12 protein-coding genes are annotated in these 17,067 nt (G+C 49.5%); 5 read left to right on the plus strand and 7 right to left on the minus strand.

Going from position 1 to position 17,067, the window contains the following annotated elements:
• Positions 1–12: 12 nt before the first annotated feature.
• Positions 13–729 (minus strand): ferritin-like domain-containing protein, encoded by a 717-nt coding sequence (locus BLQ88_RS31125; RefSeq protein WP_090156930.1) that lies wholly within the window; start codon positions 727–729, stop codon positions 13–15.
• Positions 730–1,352: 623 nt separating this feature from the next.
• Here BLQ88_RS31125 and BLQ88_RS31130 point away from each other — a divergent pair.
• On the plus strand, positions 1,353–1,655 hold the full coding sequence (locus tag BLQ88_RS31130; protein WP_090156931.1) for a hypothetical protein: 303 nt from the start codon (positions 1,353–1,355) through the stop codon (positions 1,653–1,655).
• A 140-nt stretch (positions 1,656–1,795) separates the two neighbouring features.
• The gene (locus BLQ88_RS31135; protein ID WP_090156932.1) at positions 1,796–3,169 is read left to right on the plus strand and encodes a sigma-54-dependent transcriptional regulator; all 1,374 of its coding nucleotides are present in this window, start codon (positions 1,796–1,798) and stop codon (positions 3,167–3,169) included.
• Here the strand turns inward: BLQ88_RS31135 and BLQ88_RS31140 are convergent.
• From BLQ88_RS31140 to BLQ88_RS31150, 3 genes are all read right to left on the minus strand, one after another.
• The gene (locus BLQ88_RS31140; protein ID WP_090156933.1) at positions 3,157–5,733 is read right to left on the minus strand and encodes a hybrid sensor histidine kinase/response regulator; all 2,577 of its coding nucleotides are present in this window, start codon (positions 5,731–5,733) and stop codon (positions 3,157–3,159) included. The two genes, BLQ88_RS31135 and BLQ88_RS31140, sit on opposite strands and share 13 nt — an antisense overlap.
• A 202-nt stretch (positions 5,734–5,935) precedes the next feature.
• The gene (locus tag BLQ88_RS31145; protein WP_090156934.1) at positions 5,936–7,882 is read right to left on the minus strand and encodes a c-type cytochrome; all 1,947 of its coding nucleotides are present in this window, start codon (positions 7,880–7,882) and stop codon (positions 5,936–5,938) included.
• Between the two features lie 27 nt (positions 7,883–7,909).
• Positions 7,910–9,757, minus strand: a complete 1,848-nt coding sequence (locus BLQ88_RS31150) for a 3-keto-alpha-glucoside-1,2-lyase-like domain-containing protein (protein WP_229212944.1) — start codon at positions 9,755–9,757, stop codon at positions 7,910–7,912.
• Between the two features lie 192 nt (positions 9,758–9,949).
• Between BLQ88_RS31150 and BLQ88_RS31155 the strand changes: the two genes are divergently transcribed.
• On the plus strand, positions 9,950–10,714 hold the full coding sequence (locus tag BLQ88_RS31155; RefSeq protein WP_090156935.1) for a 3-keto-disaccharide hydrolase: 765 nt from the start codon (positions 9,950–9,952) through the stop codon (positions 10,712–10,714).
• A 79-nt stretch (positions 10,715–10,793) separates the two neighbouring features.
• Here the strand turns inward: BLQ88_RS31155 and BLQ88_RS31160 are convergent, their stop codons facing one another.
• The 3 genes from BLQ88_RS31160 to BLQ88_RS31170 form a co-directional block, all read right to left on the minus strand.
• On the minus strand, positions 10,794–13,517 hold the full coding sequence (locus BLQ88_RS31160; protein ID WP_090156936.1) for a TonB-dependent receptor: 2,724 nt from the start codon (positions 13,515–13,517) through the stop codon (positions 10,794–10,796).
• 129 nt (positions 13,518–13,646) lie between these two features.
• Positions 13,647–14,594 carry a FecR family protein gene (locus BLQ88_RS31165; protein WP_090156937.1) on the minus strand — a complete coding sequence of 316 codons (948 nt, stop codon included), beginning with the start codon at positions 14,592–14,594 and terminating at the stop codon, positions 13,647–13,649.
• A gap of 78 nt (positions 14,595–14,672) precedes the next feature.
• Positions 14,673–15,215, minus strand: a complete 543-nt coding sequence (locus BLQ88_RS31170; protein ID WP_229212945.1) for a sigma-70 family RNA polymerase sigma factor — start codon at positions 15,213–15,215, stop codon at positions 14,673–14,675.
• A 348-nt stretch (positions 15,216–15,563) separates the two neighbouring features.
• On the opposite strand from BLQ88_RS31170, the gene BLQ88_RS31175 reads away from it, so the two are divergent.
• The gene (locus BLQ88_RS31175; RefSeq protein ID WP_090156938.1) at positions 15,564–16,133 is read left to right on the plus strand and encodes a hypothetical protein; all 570 of its coding nucleotides are present in this window, start codon (positions 15,564–15,566) and stop codon (positions 16,131–16,133) included.
• A 96-nt stretch (positions 16,134–16,229) separates the two neighbouring features.
• The gene (locus BLQ88_RS31180) at positions 16,230–17,000 is read left to right on the plus strand and encodes a hypothetical protein (protein WP_090156939.1); all 771 of its coding nucleotides are present in this window, start codon (positions 16,230–16,232) and stop codon (positions 16,998–17,000) included.
• Positions 17,001–17,067 lie beyond the last annotated feature (67 nt).

The following is a 17,067-nucleotide window of genomic DNA, read 5'->3' on the forward strand; positions in this document are numbered from 1 at the left end:
AAGTGTGAATGATTATTTACCTACGTTGGCGCCATTGATCATGTCCTTCACGAAGCCCTTAACCGCCGCGAGAATGTCGCCCGGCGCAACAGCTTTGTCCATTCCGTTCATGTCGATAATGTCGTCACCGGCAAAATCCATGGATTTCGGGTTGATCAGGTCACGGATAACAGCGGCATGGCGTGCCTCCACGGAAACGATCTTTCCTGCAAGCAACAGGTAGTTAGGATCTTTGATCAGTCTTCCTGCACCGTTGTAGGCGGCTACGCCGGTGTCTTCGAATAATTTTGCCGCACCGAGTACCGCGGCCCTGCTGCCGAAGTCGATGCCGTCGAAGTTAGGGGTCAGTCCTTTAATAGCGTTACTGCCCAAAGCAGCCTTGAAAAAATCACGGTGTACGATCTCGTGGTCCCGAATGTCGGTCAGGATCGCTTTTTCAGCATCGGTGGCACCGGAATAGAATGAGTCAACCACTTTTGCATAAAATGCCGCTTCCAATTGTTCCAGCGCGTATGCATAGTTGAGCACACCTATGTCGCCTGAACCCAGGTTTACTTCTTCCCCTCCCGGGATCATCGGGTGGTCGTCTTTACTACATCCGGCCGCGATAATGATCGTTCCCAATGATGTGGCTAATCCGGCGGAGCGCAAAAACAGGCGTCTGTTCACGACGGTGATTTCACTGTCTGCATTGCCGGAGCTGTGCTTCGTGTTTGTGTGTTTGATCATAGCAATAAAAGGTTATTGAGCCGCTCCCCGTGTGTCGCAGGAGTTCTGACAGACCTACGCGGTGCGGATTACTTTAGATCAATGGGGTTGAAAAAGGAGAAGGGAGGAAGGGAGGATGGAAGATAGGGAGGAATGGAGAATGTAGAATGGGAGGACAGAGGTAAAAACAAAAAGAGTCCCGGGTGGGGACTCTTGATGTTTCAGACTGAACCGATGGTATTCTTAAATAACGTTGAGTAAATAATGCCTGAGATATAATTCAATAGAATGAATGTATAGCGTTAAGTCTCTAGCGGTGTGTAGTAGTTGTGCTACTTTTCACTTGTAAATAATTTCTACGCAAATATAAGGGAATATGATTTTAACCAAACAATAAAATTTAAAAAATTTTGAATTTTTTTTAGTTCAGGTAATAAGAAACGAGTATATGGGCAAAGTGGTTATTAAATTTCACATAGCTGGTGTGAAATTCCACAACCTGAGGCAGAGCTCCCGTTCCTTCCGGTTACACAGTTGTGAATAAAAATTGTTTAATATCTGATTATCAACTTTTTTTGTAACATATTTCCATTGGCACGAATATCTCTTTCAGTTTATATTAAAAATCAAATGCCCGACCCATCATGCGAATAACCCCGATAGCCATCGCCCTCATACTTGCAGCTGTTACACCGGATGTTGACGCGTCTGTACAATCTTCTACAAACATGACCGTTAATGCCGAACAAAGTAAGGTTGCAGTGCGGCCGGAAGACCTGCCGGAACCTGTCAAAAGCACGCTGTCCGGCTCCTATGCCGAATGGAAAGTAACCAGCGCTTACCTGGTCACCAGGGACGATAACTCACAGTATTATGAAGTAAATATCAAGCGGGCGGAAGAAACATCTACACTCAATCTGGACAAGTACGGGAAGAAGATCGACTAGCAAATCGTCGTTCCCGGCGTCTGACAGGCTCATAATGAAAAGCCGGAGACTTCTCCGGCTTTTTGGTGTTTGTTTTTTGTACTTTTACATAATACCCACTCGTTTAACAGTATTTATTTTTCTTAGAAATAGTATCACCCATGGCTCATCTGCTCCTCGTTGAAGACGATTCTACATTTTCAAAATTGCTCACCAATTTTCTCGGCAAGCATGGTCATCAGGTAAGGGTTTGTACAAACATTAAAGAGGCAAGAGAAGCGCTCGGGAAGAACAATCCGGAAGGCCCGTTTGAAGTGCTTATGCTCGATTACCGCCTGCCTGATGGCAATTCTGTGGATTTTCTTAAAACACTCAGAAGCGAAGGCAACCGCACACCGGCATTCATCATGACGAGTTTTCATGATGTAAGGACTGCGGTTACCGCCATGCAAATCGGGGCTTTCGACTATATCACTAAACCGGTGAACCCGGAAGAATTGCTTATGGTACTGAGAGAAGCGCTGAATAAGGGAGAGGTTACGAGCGTGAAAACTGCGCCGAAGGCCAAAAGTAACTCGAAAGCAGAGAAACAATCGCTCGATTATATTGAAGGAAAAAGTAAAGTTGCCAAACAACTTTTCGAATATGTGCGGCTGGTGGCACCTACGGATATGTCGGTGATCATCCAGGGCGAAAGCGGCACGGGTAAGGAGCACGTGGCGAAGTCGATCCACCGCCTCAGCAAGCGGGCCGATGGCCCATTCGTGGCGATCGACTGCGGTTCGTTGTCCAAAGACCTGGCAGCGAGTGAGCTGTTTGGGCACAAAAAAGGTGCATTCACTGGTGCATTGCAGGATAAAATCGGTCAGTTCGAAGCGGCGGACGGTGGTACATTGTTCCTCGATGAAATCGGTAACTTGAGCTACGATGTGCAGATCAAGCTGCTTCGTGCATTGCAGGAGCGCATTATCGTGCCTATCGGCAGTACGCAGCAGGTGAAAGTGGATGTACGCCTCATCGCGGCAACCAATGAAGACCTGATCGCCAATGCCGCTACCGGTGATTTCCGCGAGGACCTTTATCACCGATTGAACGAATTTAAAATCGAAGTACCTGCATTGCGCAAGCGCGGTGAGGACCTGCCGATTTTCGTACAGCATTTTGTGGATAAGGCCAATGAAGAGCTCGAACGCAACGTGCGGGAGCTTTCAAAAGAGGTAATGGATGTTTTCCAGAAATACGATTGGCCGGGTAACCTGCGCGAGCTGAATAATGTGATCAAACGCCTGGTGCTCCTTTCAAAAGAAGAAGTGGCGACCCTGAGCGCATTGCCCACGGAAATGATCACGGCTATGGAAGATCAGCAGAAACCCGCTCCCGGCTCCGATTTGAAGGCATTACAGGAAACACACGAGAAAGAAATGATCGAAAAGGTATTGCAGGAAGTGCGCTACAACAAAAGTAAGGCCGCGAAGCTGCTTAACATCGACCGCAAGACTTTATATTACAAAATCGAGAAATATCATATCGAGTAGGAGAGCGCTTTTTCCTCCACTTGCTCAATCACTGACGCAGCGTCGTTTACGACCTGCGTCATTTCTTTTTCCGACACTTCAGAAGCGTTTTCGCGCAATGCGATTTCCATGTTCCTGAACCGCGCCGACAAGTCGCGTGCGCCGATCTGGCCCGTGCGGCCGGCCATGCGGTGCATGAGCTCCTGGGTATGGTCGGGTTCGTTGGCGGCAATATGGTGACGTAGCGAATCGATGTCCGTTCGGCAATCTTTCACAAACTGGTCAAGAATTTCGCGCAGCAGGCTTTCGTCGCCGAAAGTCATTTCGGTAAGCATTGAAAAATCGAAATCGAGATTGTGGGCCGAATGGTCGTTTTCAGCTACCTCTTCGATTGGTGAAATCGATACAATTTCCGGCTGAGTTGTTGCTGGCGCAGAGGACGATTCGAGCAGTTCCAGCAAATCCCTGGAATGAAATGGCTTCATGAGGTAACCGTCGAAGCCCATACCCAGGAGTTTTTTGCGTTCCTCGGGCAATGCCTGTGCGGTAAGCACAAAGAATTTAACGTCGGCCGGTGCCGATTTGCGCAGGCGTTTCACGAGCTCGGCCCCGTTCATGCCCGACATACGCATATCTGTGAGCACGAACTTCACTTCACTGTTCCATGGCCGGTTGAGAACTTCCTCCGCCGAGGAGAATGCCGCATGCTGAATGCCGTTCATTTCGAGCACGGAAGAGCACCATTTGAGGATGAAGGCGTCATCATCCACCAGCCAGACCTTGCCATTGATCTGATAACTTTTTTCCGGCGCTTCCTCTGCCAATTCCAGTGTGTCTGCCTTTTTCATACTGGTGGTGACAAAAAAAGTCGTGCCCTCTCCCTGCTTGCTGTTAACGTGTATACTGCCCGACATGCCTTCCACCAATGCTTTTACAATGCTGAGACCGAGTCCCGTACCGCCATACCGCCGTTGAATAGACGGATCTGCCTGCTCGAACTGGTTAAAAATGCGTTCCGTCTGCTCTTTCGATAACCCGATACCCGTATCCGAAATCTGAAATTCGATTTTGGCAAGATTACCGCTTTCATGGCCGGCCACTTTAAGAACCACCTCACCGTTTTCGGTGAACTTTATTGCATTAGTCAGCAAATTGTACAGAACCTGCCGCAGTCGGAACGGGTCGCCGTGCAGGTACAGATTTGGTTTGAGGGCATTATCAAGCCTTAGTACTAATCCTTTGGCCAATGCATTGGGCCTGAGCACCTGTATTACTTCATTTAACAGCGGATTAATGGAAAATACCCGGTCTTCGAAGGTGAAGCGGTCGGAAATAATGCGGCTGTAATCGAGCACTTCATTGACGAGGTACAGCAAATGTTCCGAGGCCGAATGCAGCGTTTCGAGGTCTTGCTTCTTGGGTTTTTCCTCGTTTTTCAACGCTTCCGCATAACCGATGATGGATTGCAGCGGCGTGCGGATCTCGTGGCTCATATTGGCCAGGAAGCGTTGTTTCGCCATGCTATGGTATTCCGCTTCTTCTTTCGCCTCTTCAAGCTGGTGGCGGTAGTCGTTACTTTTTGCAATGTCGGTGAAGATGAAATAGGCCATTACGGCGGTCAGGAAAAGGAAGCCGAGCATGATCCATTCGAGGTGATCGACGCTGCCTTCCACCATTCCTTTTGCCCGTGCATTGTTCTCATTGGAATCTTTCAAGACATCTCTCTGCACGTCTTGCATTACACCCAGTAATTGCTTTACCAGCGAATTACCAGCCGTTGCAAGCTCCTGTTCGCGGTCGACGAAGGTTACTGCACGTTTTTTCTGTGATTTTTCGATGGCGTGGACAGCTTCACCCACCTTTTCGATGGTGCTATCCTGTTTGGCGACACGGATCGTATCTACCTGTACATTTACTTCCTGCTTCTGGACAAGCTTGGTGGGCTCTTTTACCGGCGGCTGATTCTTTTTGTTTCCGCGAAATACCCTGCTTAGGAAGCCTTTTTTTGCAGTGGCCTTCTGGCTTGTGTCGGGCACTTCGGTATAAACGGTGGTGGTAGTAGTGCGTTTTTCGGTTTTTACAACCGTGCTATCGGGTTTAACCTTCGTATTCGTAGTGATCAGCCCGGAAATCGACTTTACTTCGTCTTCCAGTGCCTTGTTACTCACGAGCTTCGTTCGGACCTTGACGTAGTCGCCATAAATTTTCTCCCGCTCTTTAAGGATCTTTTTCATGGAATCGATCCGGATTACCTGCAAGGGATCCTCAATGCTCATAATGCTGAGCGAATCGAGCGTGGCAATCAATTCCACGGATTGGGCGAGTACCTCGTCGTTAAGCTCTTCTCCTTTGAGTTTGCGTTCGTTCTGAAGGTGATCGAGTGTGAGAATGTCCTGGAATATCTTGTTTACCAGCCGCATCTTGTCGTCCGGCGTGGAAAGGGTATCCAGCGTGGTGAGCATATTATCAAATGCTACCTTGCTGGTAAACCAGGATGCCGCAAGAGCCAGAGAGGCAATGAAAAAGCCTACGACGACTTTTCCTTTTACCGATTTCAAGAAAGACGGGCCACGCAGAGTAAACATAGTTTTGAGTCACATTCAATAGTAACTAACGCATTTTCAATGGTAAAACGTGCGATTTGCGCTGCATTAGTTCCGGTTCGTTATGTGAATATAATGTATTAAAATGTATTCCGGACAGGCTGACGGTCAACTAAAAAGGCTGCCTCCGACATGGAAGCAGCCTTTTGAAGCTATTGGCAGGGCAAAGCCCGTTTCGAAGCAATTATTTCGCTAGTGAATTGATCCACGCCGCGATTTTAGCAGCTTCTGCCTTCGGAACCTGAGGCATTGGCGCCATTGGCGTCGCGTAGTCAGGCCAGTTTTCAGGCTTCGGCGCGTAGATCAGTTCTACGATCTTCTCGTTGCTGTATTTGCGTTTTGCAACATCGGCGTACGAAGGACCTACCACTTTCTTGTCAGGCGCGTGGCACGCAAGGCAGGTGTTTTTCGCCAGCAAAGGCTTCACTTCTTCCCAGGTTGGCGCTTTCGCAGCAGCTCCGGCTTTCGCAGGGGTTGCTTTGCCTTTGCCGTCTGGAGAAACGTGCTCTTTTACAGGCTCAGTTGAAACCGAAGCTTGTGCTTTGCCCGAACGGGTCGTTTTCAGGTCAGAAACCTTCAATCTTTCACCGTCAGGGATGTTGTTCAACGTGTAATATGCATCCGGGTGTACGAGCGACCAGCTGTTTGAAGATGAGCGAACGCCTTCCAGGGAGATTTTGTGAACATAATACTGCTTCATGCCGTCGAGTACAATGCGTACTTTCTTGTTGTCGTCGGATACTTTCACACCAGCGATTTTTACGTCTTCCAGGTTGATTTGCGGGCTACCGTAAACAGGGTAATGCTTGTAGAGGTAGCTGCTCACTTTGTAAGAATCCAGGTCTTCCGCCGATTTGCGGTCAACTGGCATGGTGAACTCAATTTCGAAACCGTCTGGCTGAGCCTTCACAGTATACATTTCAAAAGGCATTTTACCATTCCAAACCAGACGCTGCAAGCCCTGGTTGGCATCACCGGCCGATCCCCAACCACGGTTGGTTTCACCTACGAACATCGATCCGTCCTTGTCGAACGCCATACGCAATACGCCAGACTGGAATCCGCTGCGGAAACCGATACTAGCGCCCTGATATTCGCCTTTTACTTTTTCCAGAACAACGCGCATAATGTTGCTTTGTCCCTGGTCACCTACAAAAACCTGGCCTGTGAAAGGACCGAAGTTGCCTTGTGTATTGTCGAGGATTAATTCAGATGTGGAAACACCGTGTACACCGTAAGGCAACCATACTGCCGGAAGTTGTACCATATCGTATTTCTGTTTCAATTGGTACAAGAACTGTGGTTCTTCACCCATTGTGTTTTCAGGCTTGATCGCTCGGTCCTGTGCATTGCGGTGCTGGCGGTTGTCACGCTCAGCGAAGAATTGCTTTTCGGTCAGTTTCACAGGTGAGTTAGGTAGTCCGGCCCATTTCAAACCTGCGGGGTGGCCCATGAAGCCGCCTTTTTTAACCTGGAAAATCGCACCGGTACCCATCCAGTCGCCCTGGTTGTCGGTGTAGAACAGCTCGCCGTTCAGCATGCTGATACCCGCAGGGGAGCGCACGCCGGTTGCGTAAGGTTCGTATTTGCCGTCGTTGGTAATGTGGAAAATCCAGCCACGACCAGGAACACGGCTTTCGCCTCTCCACCATTCTTCGTCACCGAATGCTACGTTACCACTCACGAAGAAGCTGCCATCCGGAGCCAGTTTAGGGCCGAACGAATACTCGTGGTAGTGACCCGACAATGGCCATGCGTAAACTGTTTCGTAAACATCAGCTTTGCCGTCGCCGTTTTTGTCGATCAGCTTGGTCAATTCACCACGTTGTGCGCAGTACAATGCGCCCTCTTTGTAAGCCAGACCGAGGATTTCATGCAAGCCTGTCGCGAATTTGCGGAAATACGGCGTGCGGCTGGTAGGGTTATCCACGATCCAGACTTCACCACGACGCGTTGAAATCGCCAGTGAACCGTTCGGCATGGTTGTCAAACCACCTACTTCGAGGATAATGCCCTCAGGAATCGGTGGGGTAACGATCTTGTAAAAATCTTCTTCTTTCGGAGACTCCTGCGCTTTAAGCGTAGACAGGGAGGCCAAAAGAGCGAATGCTATATGAGCAAGTTTTTTCATTGTCAATCAGAAATAATAAGGTTAAAATCAGAACAGGATAGAATACTTCACTTCGCCGTTGGTAACAGGCACGATGAGTTCCTGCTCGCCTTTGGCGCCTCTGATTTCTGGTTTCAATTTTTTGTCGGCCAGCTGGATGTAGTACGATTTGTCGTCTACCGCGTAAAGTCCTTCCGAGATTTTTTCGATAGAAGAACCGTCTGCCAGGCGTGCTACGAGGTCTTTTGCAGGATTATTTACCTTCAAAATACGCTCGAAATACTGGTTGTTCACAACGGAAATGTAGTCGGTGATCGCCGAGCCGTATGCCTGGTACTGGAATGTAGGTACGTCGGTATCGTCCAGTACGTATCCTTTCGGACGGTAGCCGCTGCCGGTCGTATCTGCTTCCCATTTAGATTTACCTGATTTACCCAAAAACATATCGTCGCCGAGCAACGTTACGCTGCCGCGCGGGCGGGAAGAACCGTCACCGCGTTCGTGCCACATTGGGGTAGCATCGAGGAATTCGCCACGCCAAACTTGCAGGATGGCGCCTTTGTCGAGGTCGTAAGTATAATGCAGGCTCGCAGGGCTACCCACCGAAACTGCGTGTACCACGCGGGTTCTTTTCGCTTTTTCGTCCTTGCGGAAATCCATGAAAGAGCGGGTAATGGTGTTGGTAGATGCCTGGATCAGGATCGGGTCGGTAGAATTTCCGCCCATTGACGAGCTTTTGGAATGGAAAGCGATTTCACGGAAACCGGGTCCGCTAATCCAGAGGCCCAGTACCGGGCGCATCCAGCCGTCTTTTTTGTTGTTGAAAAATTCGAGTTTATGATCGCCGGCAGTCAGGTTTACTTTGGCCACGCGGAATTCGTTGTTCGATTTCCACTCCGGCTTGATCACATCTTTGCCATCGATTTTCAGGTAAGCATTACCCGAAGCTTGCAAACGGAAAGTGTATTCGCCTTCGCTGGCTGCATTGAAACGACCGTTGTAAACGAAAGAATAGTTGTTGTTTTCTTTCAAAATCTCCCAGTTCAGCGATTCTGATTTGCCGGTTTCCGCAGGGGTTAGTTTTGAAAGGTCTTCCGTTTCCGACAAGCCGCCGTAATAGGTCTTGTAAGTAAGCTCCGAAAGGGTCGCAGGTTTTTTGTCAAAATTGTTAACCACGATATTGCGGATCGCCAGCGAACCGTGGTCGCCCTGGATACGGATCGGGCCCATTGGCACGTCTTCGGCAGTCAGTGAACCGCGGGTAGGGCCGCTTACTTCCACGTTTTCATGGATTGTAATACCATTCAGCACCACGGAAAGGAATACCGCATTCGCGATTTTCTTGCCGTTGGCATCGAAACGCGGTGCCTGGTAAGAGATTTTGATATGCTGCCACAACCCCGGCGCTTTCGCCACGTTGAAGCGCGGTGCATATCCTTCGTAGCCTTTTTCGCCTTCGGGCTTGGAATCGTTCCAGCGTTCGTAAATACCACCGCAGTCGTTGTATTTAGCGCCTTTTTTACCCCAGCTGTCAAAAAGCTGTACTTCGTAGTTGCCTTGCAGATAGATTCCAGAGTTGGAACCTTTGCTCATCATGAAATCCATTTCAATGTCGAGATCGCCATGTTTGAAATTGGAAATCAGTTCGTAGTCGCTGCCATACTTGCCTTTTTCGTGAAGGCAGGCCAGCACACCTTTGCCCGGGCTGGTAGTCAGCGCGTTTTCTTTGGCGAGGTCAGCCGATGCATTGCCGACGATCTTCCAGTCACTGGATTTGGTCGTAAAAGCACTGAGGTCGTTGAGAGGAATGGGCTGCTGGGCGTAGGCGGTATGCATAGCGAAAGCCGCTACCCCAGAGGCGATTAATTGAAAAAGTGAACGGTTGGTTTTAAACATACTTGCGGTAAGCTTAGTCGGTTTTAGATTAGCAATCAGGCCAGGAATGCCTTTAGCCCTGCAAATTACGTGATAAGAATCGGGAAAATTACATTTATATAGATGAGAATCCTTTTTGTTGCTGCTTTTTACTTAATGTTGTGTTTTGATATAATATCAAAGAGTTATTAGACTAAAACTGTTACCTTTCAAATGAAAAAATTGATGCTTACCGCGTTCAGCATGGCAGCAGCCTTCGCCGCACACGCGCAACTGCAACCTGCGAAGCAAACCCCCGAATCCAGTGAATTGTGGAATCCGGTACCCCGTGTTGTAACGCCAGGCAAAGGTTCTCCGGCCGTTTCAGGCTTCACAGCTCCTTCCGATGCAATCGTATTGTTCGATGGTAAAAACCTCGATCAGTGGGTTTCCGGTAAAGACGGCAAGTCGGCTGCGCCCTGGACAGTAGGCGACGGTGCGATGACCGTGGCTCCCAAATCAGGCGACATTCAAACCAAACAAACTTTCGGCGATTACCAGCTGCACATCGAATGGCGTACACCTGCGAAAGTAGAAGGTAACAGCCAGGGCCGTGGCAACAGCGGTATTTTCATGCAGGGAATCTACGAACTGCAGGTACTCGACAGCTATAACAACCCGACTTACTCCAACGGTCAGGCAGGTTCGATCTACAAGCAAACTATGCCGCTCGTAAACGCGGCAGTTGGCCCGGGTGAATGGCAGACTTACGATGTAGTTTACACCGCACCGCATTTCAACAAAGACGGCCACATGACCCACCCGCCATACATTACCGTGATCCACAATGGCGTACTGGTTCAAAACCACACCATGATCCAGGGAACGACTCCATACGTAGGTCAGCCGACGATCGAGCCGCACGGAAAAGGTCCAATCAAATTGCAAGACCACAACAATACGACAAGCTTCCGCAACATCTGGATCCGCGAGTTGTAAGATTTCAGAAGATATAGAATGCAAAAACGGGCTGCTTCAAATGAGGCAGCCCGTTTTGATTATAATCCACTAGCGTTAACTAAAACTTAATCGCCAGATTAGCCGAGAAATTCCTCGGCATCTGCGGCGTCAGCACGCCCTGCCCGGCGAAATATTTCTTGTCCAGCATGTTATCGAACTTCAAACCGATGCGCCATGCTTTGGTATTATAAAAAACAGTCGAGTTCAGCACGGTGTAGGAAGGAATCGTGAAAATCCCCGTCACTGCCGAGTTCGCCGTCAAATGCTCGCTGATATAGTTACCCCCGATGCCCACGCCCAGGCCTTTCAGCTTGCTCACGGGCAATGCATAGCTCACCCATGCATTCGCCAGGTCCGCCGGGCCTGCATTCGCCGGGCGACGGCCTTCCAGCGCTACCGTCGATTTGGTGAGCTTGCTGTCGTTGTGGCTGTAACCTGCCACGAGGTTCAGGCCGGTAATAGGGTTGGCGATGATTTCCACCTCGATGCCGCGGCTGTATTGTGTGCCGTCCTGCACTGTAATATTGTAGTTCTTGCCCTCGCGAACGAGAACGTCCGTACGCGTGATTTTGTCCACCTTGATATCGTAGTAGCTGACCGTCATATTCAGCTTGCCCTGATAGCTTTCCAGTTTGATACCGCCTTCGAGCTGGTTGGCTTGCTGAGGTTTGAAAACACCCGAAATGTCCGGTAGCGGCTGGGTTACAGGGGCTACATTGAAAAAGCCGTTCATATAATTACCGAAAACCGAAAGGCGGTCTTTGATCAGCTGGTAAACAACCCCGAACTTGGGCGAAACTGCCGTTTGCTTGAACTGCGTATTGGCGACGTAGGTGCGCGTGGCGTGATTTAATGTGCCTTTATTATCAAAACGGTCGACGCGCAGACTGATCATCGCGAGCAGGCGGTCGGTTACATTGAGGACGTCGGAGAAATAGGCGCTGTACACGTTACCGGAGTTATAGTTACGTGTAGGCGCGCCATTGTCCACAGCCAGGCGTGCTTCCACAGACGTGCGGTTAATTTTCAGGTAATTCGGATCGTTGTGAATGCCGCTTACATTGTCGAACACAATGTAGGGCGAGTTGTTGTTATGCGCCGTGCGGTTCAGGTAGTCGAGGCCCACGACGACGCGGTTCCGCAATGTGCCAATTTTGAAATCACCGATAAAATTCTGCTGAATGTCGATCGCATTGTTGGTCGTGTTTTGCAATGAAATGTTGCGTTCGAGCAAGGTATCGGCCACTGTACCGCGGATAAACTGGTATTGGTAGAAACCGTCGGATTTGCGGGTATTGCTCGAAAATGCGGTTTGCGACGTCCAATTATTTGAAAGTTTGTATTTCAATTGACCGTACACATTAATGGTCGGCGTTTTCATCGTCAGGTCGTTGCTGGTGTAGGATTTCTCCCAGTCGAAGCCCAGTTCCTGCGGCGTGTGGGCAACAAACTGGCGGGTACGGTTGAGAAACACAGCCGATGGGCTCGTCATCTCGCCCTGGTAAATGCCTGCATTGAAAAGCACCGTCATCCGCTCATTTACACGGTATTCCAGCGATGGCGCGATCACCAGGCTTCTGCGGAAACCCGCGTCCTGAAAGCTGCCCTGGTACTGATAAGCCGCATTAACCCTCAATAAAAGGTTTTTTGAAGCATTAATAGGCCCGTAAATGTCAGCCGTGAGCCGTTGCAGACCAAAGCTGCCGGTAGTATAACCAATCTCACCTCCCGCTATTTCAACCGGTTTTTTAGTTACAATATTCATTAACCCGCCGAATGAGGTTACCGAACTGCCAAAAAGCGTCGCCGATGGCCCTTTGATCACCTCCACCTTTTCCACATTAATCGGGTCGAACTCGCCGTTGGTTTGCACGGGTAATCCGTCCACCACCGACAATTCGGTACGGAAGCCGCGCAATGCGTAGAATGTCGCGCCATCCGAGTTGATACCTCGGTTAGCCTGGATTTTGTAAACACCCGGCGCATTTTTGACGATGTTTGAAAAATCGGTAATGAGCTGTTCGGTGAAAAGTGTTTTCGATAATGCGCTGTAAACCTGAGGGTTTTCCATATTGCTAATGGGCAGCTTGGCCACATTCTCGCTTTCTTTTTTGGAAAACTTATTGATATCCCCACTGATCACTACTTCCTGCAATGCTTTACTGTCCTCATTGAGGGATATCGGTTCGAATGTCACCGTCTGATCCGCTTCGATCGTCACATCGCGCTCGATGGCCTCGTAACCAAGTAACTGGATCACAACCTTATGCTCGCCGGCAGGGATATTCCGGATGATAAATTGACCGTTGGCATCGCTTTGCGCACCCTTTCCGGTGCCTTTCACCGTGATGTTCACAAACTCGGCAGGCTTTCCGTCGGAGGTTTTCAATGTACCACGCAATGCGCCTCGGCCTTCGTTAGCTTCGATGGTAATTACGTTTTCCTGCACGTGCAGCTCTTTCAAGGCCGAGCCTACCACACGGTGCAGCGCGTCTTTCACAGGTACATTGGCAAGATTGGCATTCACTTTTTTGGCTACATTCAGCTGTGTGCTGCTATACGAAATGGAAGTGCCCGTTTGATCGCCGATTCGCGCGAGGGCGTCGGAAAGGCGTACATCGTGCAATTTCAGATTAACGGCTTTCGCGAGTACGGGAGCCTGTGCGTGCGCGCTGTTGGCATTCAGGATGGCAGTGGCGCAAAGCACGGCGGCCATGCATTTTCTAAGGGGAGTGAAGCAGTTTTTAATGCCCGTTTGGGGCGAAGTAGAATGGAGCTGCATATTTTTGTTTAAATGTTGATTGATCTGCGATTGATTGGCATTTGACCCGGTGTAAAGTTTGGCGACAGCGCATCGGGTTTTTTCATCCTCCGCAGCTAGGGCGATTTATTCATGAAATTGATAGGGTTACTATTTATATAAACTGATATTTTCTCCTTTGACCTCGTAGCGAAAGCCCACCGCGATACTCAAACTGCCCAGTACCGCATTCAGCGAGGGGTTTTTGAATGCGCCGGTGTAACGCTCCTTTTTCAATGCGTCCGAACGCACGTCGATAGTGACATTGTACCTTCTTTCCAGCTCGCGCGCCACTAGCGTAAGCGGGATGTCGTCGAACCGCAATGCATTGTTTAGCCACGAAACCTGTGCTTCCGCGCCCGAAACAGCGCGCGTAGTTAACTGCCTGCCTGCGATCAGTCCCGCATTTCCGGCGGTCACGATCTCCGATTTTGCCGATGTTTTATTCAAGAACCTGACCTTGCCTTCCGTAACCAGCAATGCAGTGCTGCCTTCGCCGGGATATTCCTTCAAATCGAAAACCGTCCCCAGCACGCGCGTCTGCGCAGCGGCGGTTTCGACGATAAATGGCTGTTTGGAATTCTTTTTGACCGAGAACTGCGCCTCGCCGATCAGCACCACACGACGCACCGAATCGCTGAATGCGGATGGGTACCGAAGCTCGCTGTCGTAGCTGAGCATCACCACGGACCCGTCGGGCAATGCAAGCTGACGGGTTTCGCCTTTTTGGGTGCGAATGGTTTGAATAGTAGCTATTGGACGCGCTTCCCGGGAAGGATTGTGTTTAGTTAAATACCAGACAATACCACTTACCAGCAACAATGTGGCGGCCATTCCTGACAGATAATACCGGTAGCGCATCCGGAACGGCTCCGCGCCACGTGGCTGCAAGCGTTCCCACACACGTGCGCCCGAGGCATGCCGCGTTTCTTCGGGTATTTCGGCAATGGCGTCGGCAGCTACGCCGGGATCGTCCAGCCATTGTTCCACGTCGTGAATTTCATCTCGGGTGCATTCTCCCGCGTTGTAACGTTGTAAAAGTTCTGGTGTAATGTTCATGGGCTGATGCGGGACATAGCGCCCCTGCCCATATTGTTGCGCAACCGGAATGCTACCCTTGCGCGAATGTGAAAAAAGTTAATGCTGGTACTCGGCCAGGTGCTTGCCGAGGAAGCGCAATGCGCGGGTAAGGTGGTATTCAACTGTTTTTTCGGACAAAACGAGCGATGCGGCAATGGCCTTGTTCGACAAGCCTTCCTGCCGGCTCATCACGAAAACCTCCTGGCAGGGGTGCGGCAGGTCGGCCACGAGCTCGGTTACGCGTTCGGAAAGCAGGTGGTAGTCGACCTGGCGCTGAGTGGTCTCTTCCGAACCCGCTTTTTTATCAACTACCTGATCAAAAATCTGCCGCCGGTTAGCTGAATCGCGGTGGTGGGCCATGATTTTCAGCTTCGCGGCGCGTACGAGGTAATGCGCTGCCGGGCCTTGCACCCGCAGTTCACTCCGGCGCTCCCAGAGCGACTGGAAAATCTCATGCATCAGATCTTCCGCCTGTTCGGTATCGCGAGTGCCCTGGTAGCATATCGCAAATACTTTTTCCCAATGCAAATGGTAGAGTTCTTCAAACGACTTGTCGGTTTGAATGAGCAATGGGGCTGTATTTTCGTGTAAATCGGCCAATGCGGTAGGGTAGCGATGTCCGCCGCAAAGCTACGATACTATTTATATTAAGTCCAAATAGAGTTCAGGGTTTAGGGTTGAAAGTTTGGAGTTCGGAGTTTAGGGTTCAGAGTTTAAGGTTTAGAGTTCACGGTTTAGAGTTGAAAGTTTAGAGTGTAAGGTTTAGAATTTTAGTAGAGCGTTAAATGTTAGCGTTAAATGTTGAGACTTATGATTCTAATCTTGAACTTTAAACCCTAAACTCCCAACTCTAACTTTAAACTCTGAACTCTAAACTCCCAACTCTAAACTTTAAACTCTAAACTCTAAACTCTGAACTTTAAATTCTAAACTCTGAACTTTAAACCCATGCAGGAAATAGAGCCATACTACAATTGGGAGAAACATTACATTGCCAGTGACGACGAGCGTTCGCCGTTTTATGGCCGTACCTACAACCTGGAATATTACGAGAATACGATTTACGGCTACTATATCCACCCGCTCTGGGACGATATCGGGTCGGAGACATTGTATGTGAAAATCCTTTTTGCCGACTATAAGAAGCGTTTTGCAATCATCGAAATGTTCGGGGAATGGAACGATGCGCTGCACAACGACATCATGTTCCTGAAACGACAGGTGATCGATCCGCTTGTGAATGAGGGTATTAACCAGTTTATTCTATTGGGTGAAAACGTCCTGGATTTTCACGGCGGCAATGAGGATGATTACTATTCCGAATGGTTCGACGACGTGGAGGATGGCTGGATCGTGGCGATTAATTTCCGGGAGCATGTGGAGGAGCAATGGAAGAAATTCCGCCTCGATTACTACATCAATTTCGGGGGAACGCTGCACCTCAACAATTGGCGTACATTACAGCCCGAGCCGTTTTACGAGTTGGTTAAAAATTTGATGGTTAGAAGGTTAACCTAGTACAAAGCTGACTGCATTGCTTGCAACCCTGGCATTACATTTGTAGCTTACACATTCAACGAATCAACTGTCCTTTACCTTAAACCTGCATTCCCCATGGCCGAGAATACCGAACCTACTCCAGAAGACGCAAAAGAATCACTGGAAAATAAAGTGGAAGAACTCAAAACCACTACCACAGATGCCAAAGACGAGATCGTGGAAGAGGCGCTGGGAATTAAGGACGAGGCGGCGAAAGTAGTGAAAGAGGAAGCCAATGCTTTGGAAATCAAGGCGGAGGATAAAGTGGAAGAGGTGGCAGACGCTGCGGACGGCATTAAAACCGAAGTCTACGAAACGCTCGACGACCTGAAAGCGCAAGCCGAAACCAAAGCCACAGAAGCCGAAGCGCTGATCGAGGAAAAAGCGGAAGCGGCACAAGAAACGGTAGCGGAAGTGAAAGAAGAAGCGGCTGCGAAGGTAGAAGCTGTGAAAGAAGAAGTTGTGGAGAAAGCCGAAGAGGCGGAGTCGGGCTTTGCGGCGAAAATTGCCGGTTTCACAGGGGCAGCAGCGGAGAAATTCGAGGATTTGAAAGAGGCTGCAACCGAAAAATTTGAGGATATTAAAGAAGTGGCTTCGGAGAAGTTTGAAGATATCAAAGTAGTCGCGACAGACAAATACGAGGACATTAAGGAAGATGCCGCCGAAGCATTTGAAGATGCGAAAGAAGCAGCCGCCGAAAAACTGGCCGAAGCACAAGCCAAGGCCGCGGAGCTGAAAGCGAAGGCGACAGCGGAAATAGCCGAACTGAAAGAAGAGGCTTCGGAGAAAGTCGGCGAGACGAAAACGAAGGCGAAAGGCTTCTGGGCACGGCTTTTCGGCAAATAAAATCACCAACAATACAACCCGGCCTTTACCAACAGGCCGGGTTTTTTATGCAGTTTTTTTGTTAAAC

This window comes from Dyadobacter soli, assembly GCF_900101885.1.
Lineage (GTDB): Bacteria > Bacteroidota > Bacteroidia > Cytophagales > Spirosomataceae > Dyadobacter > Dyadobacter soli.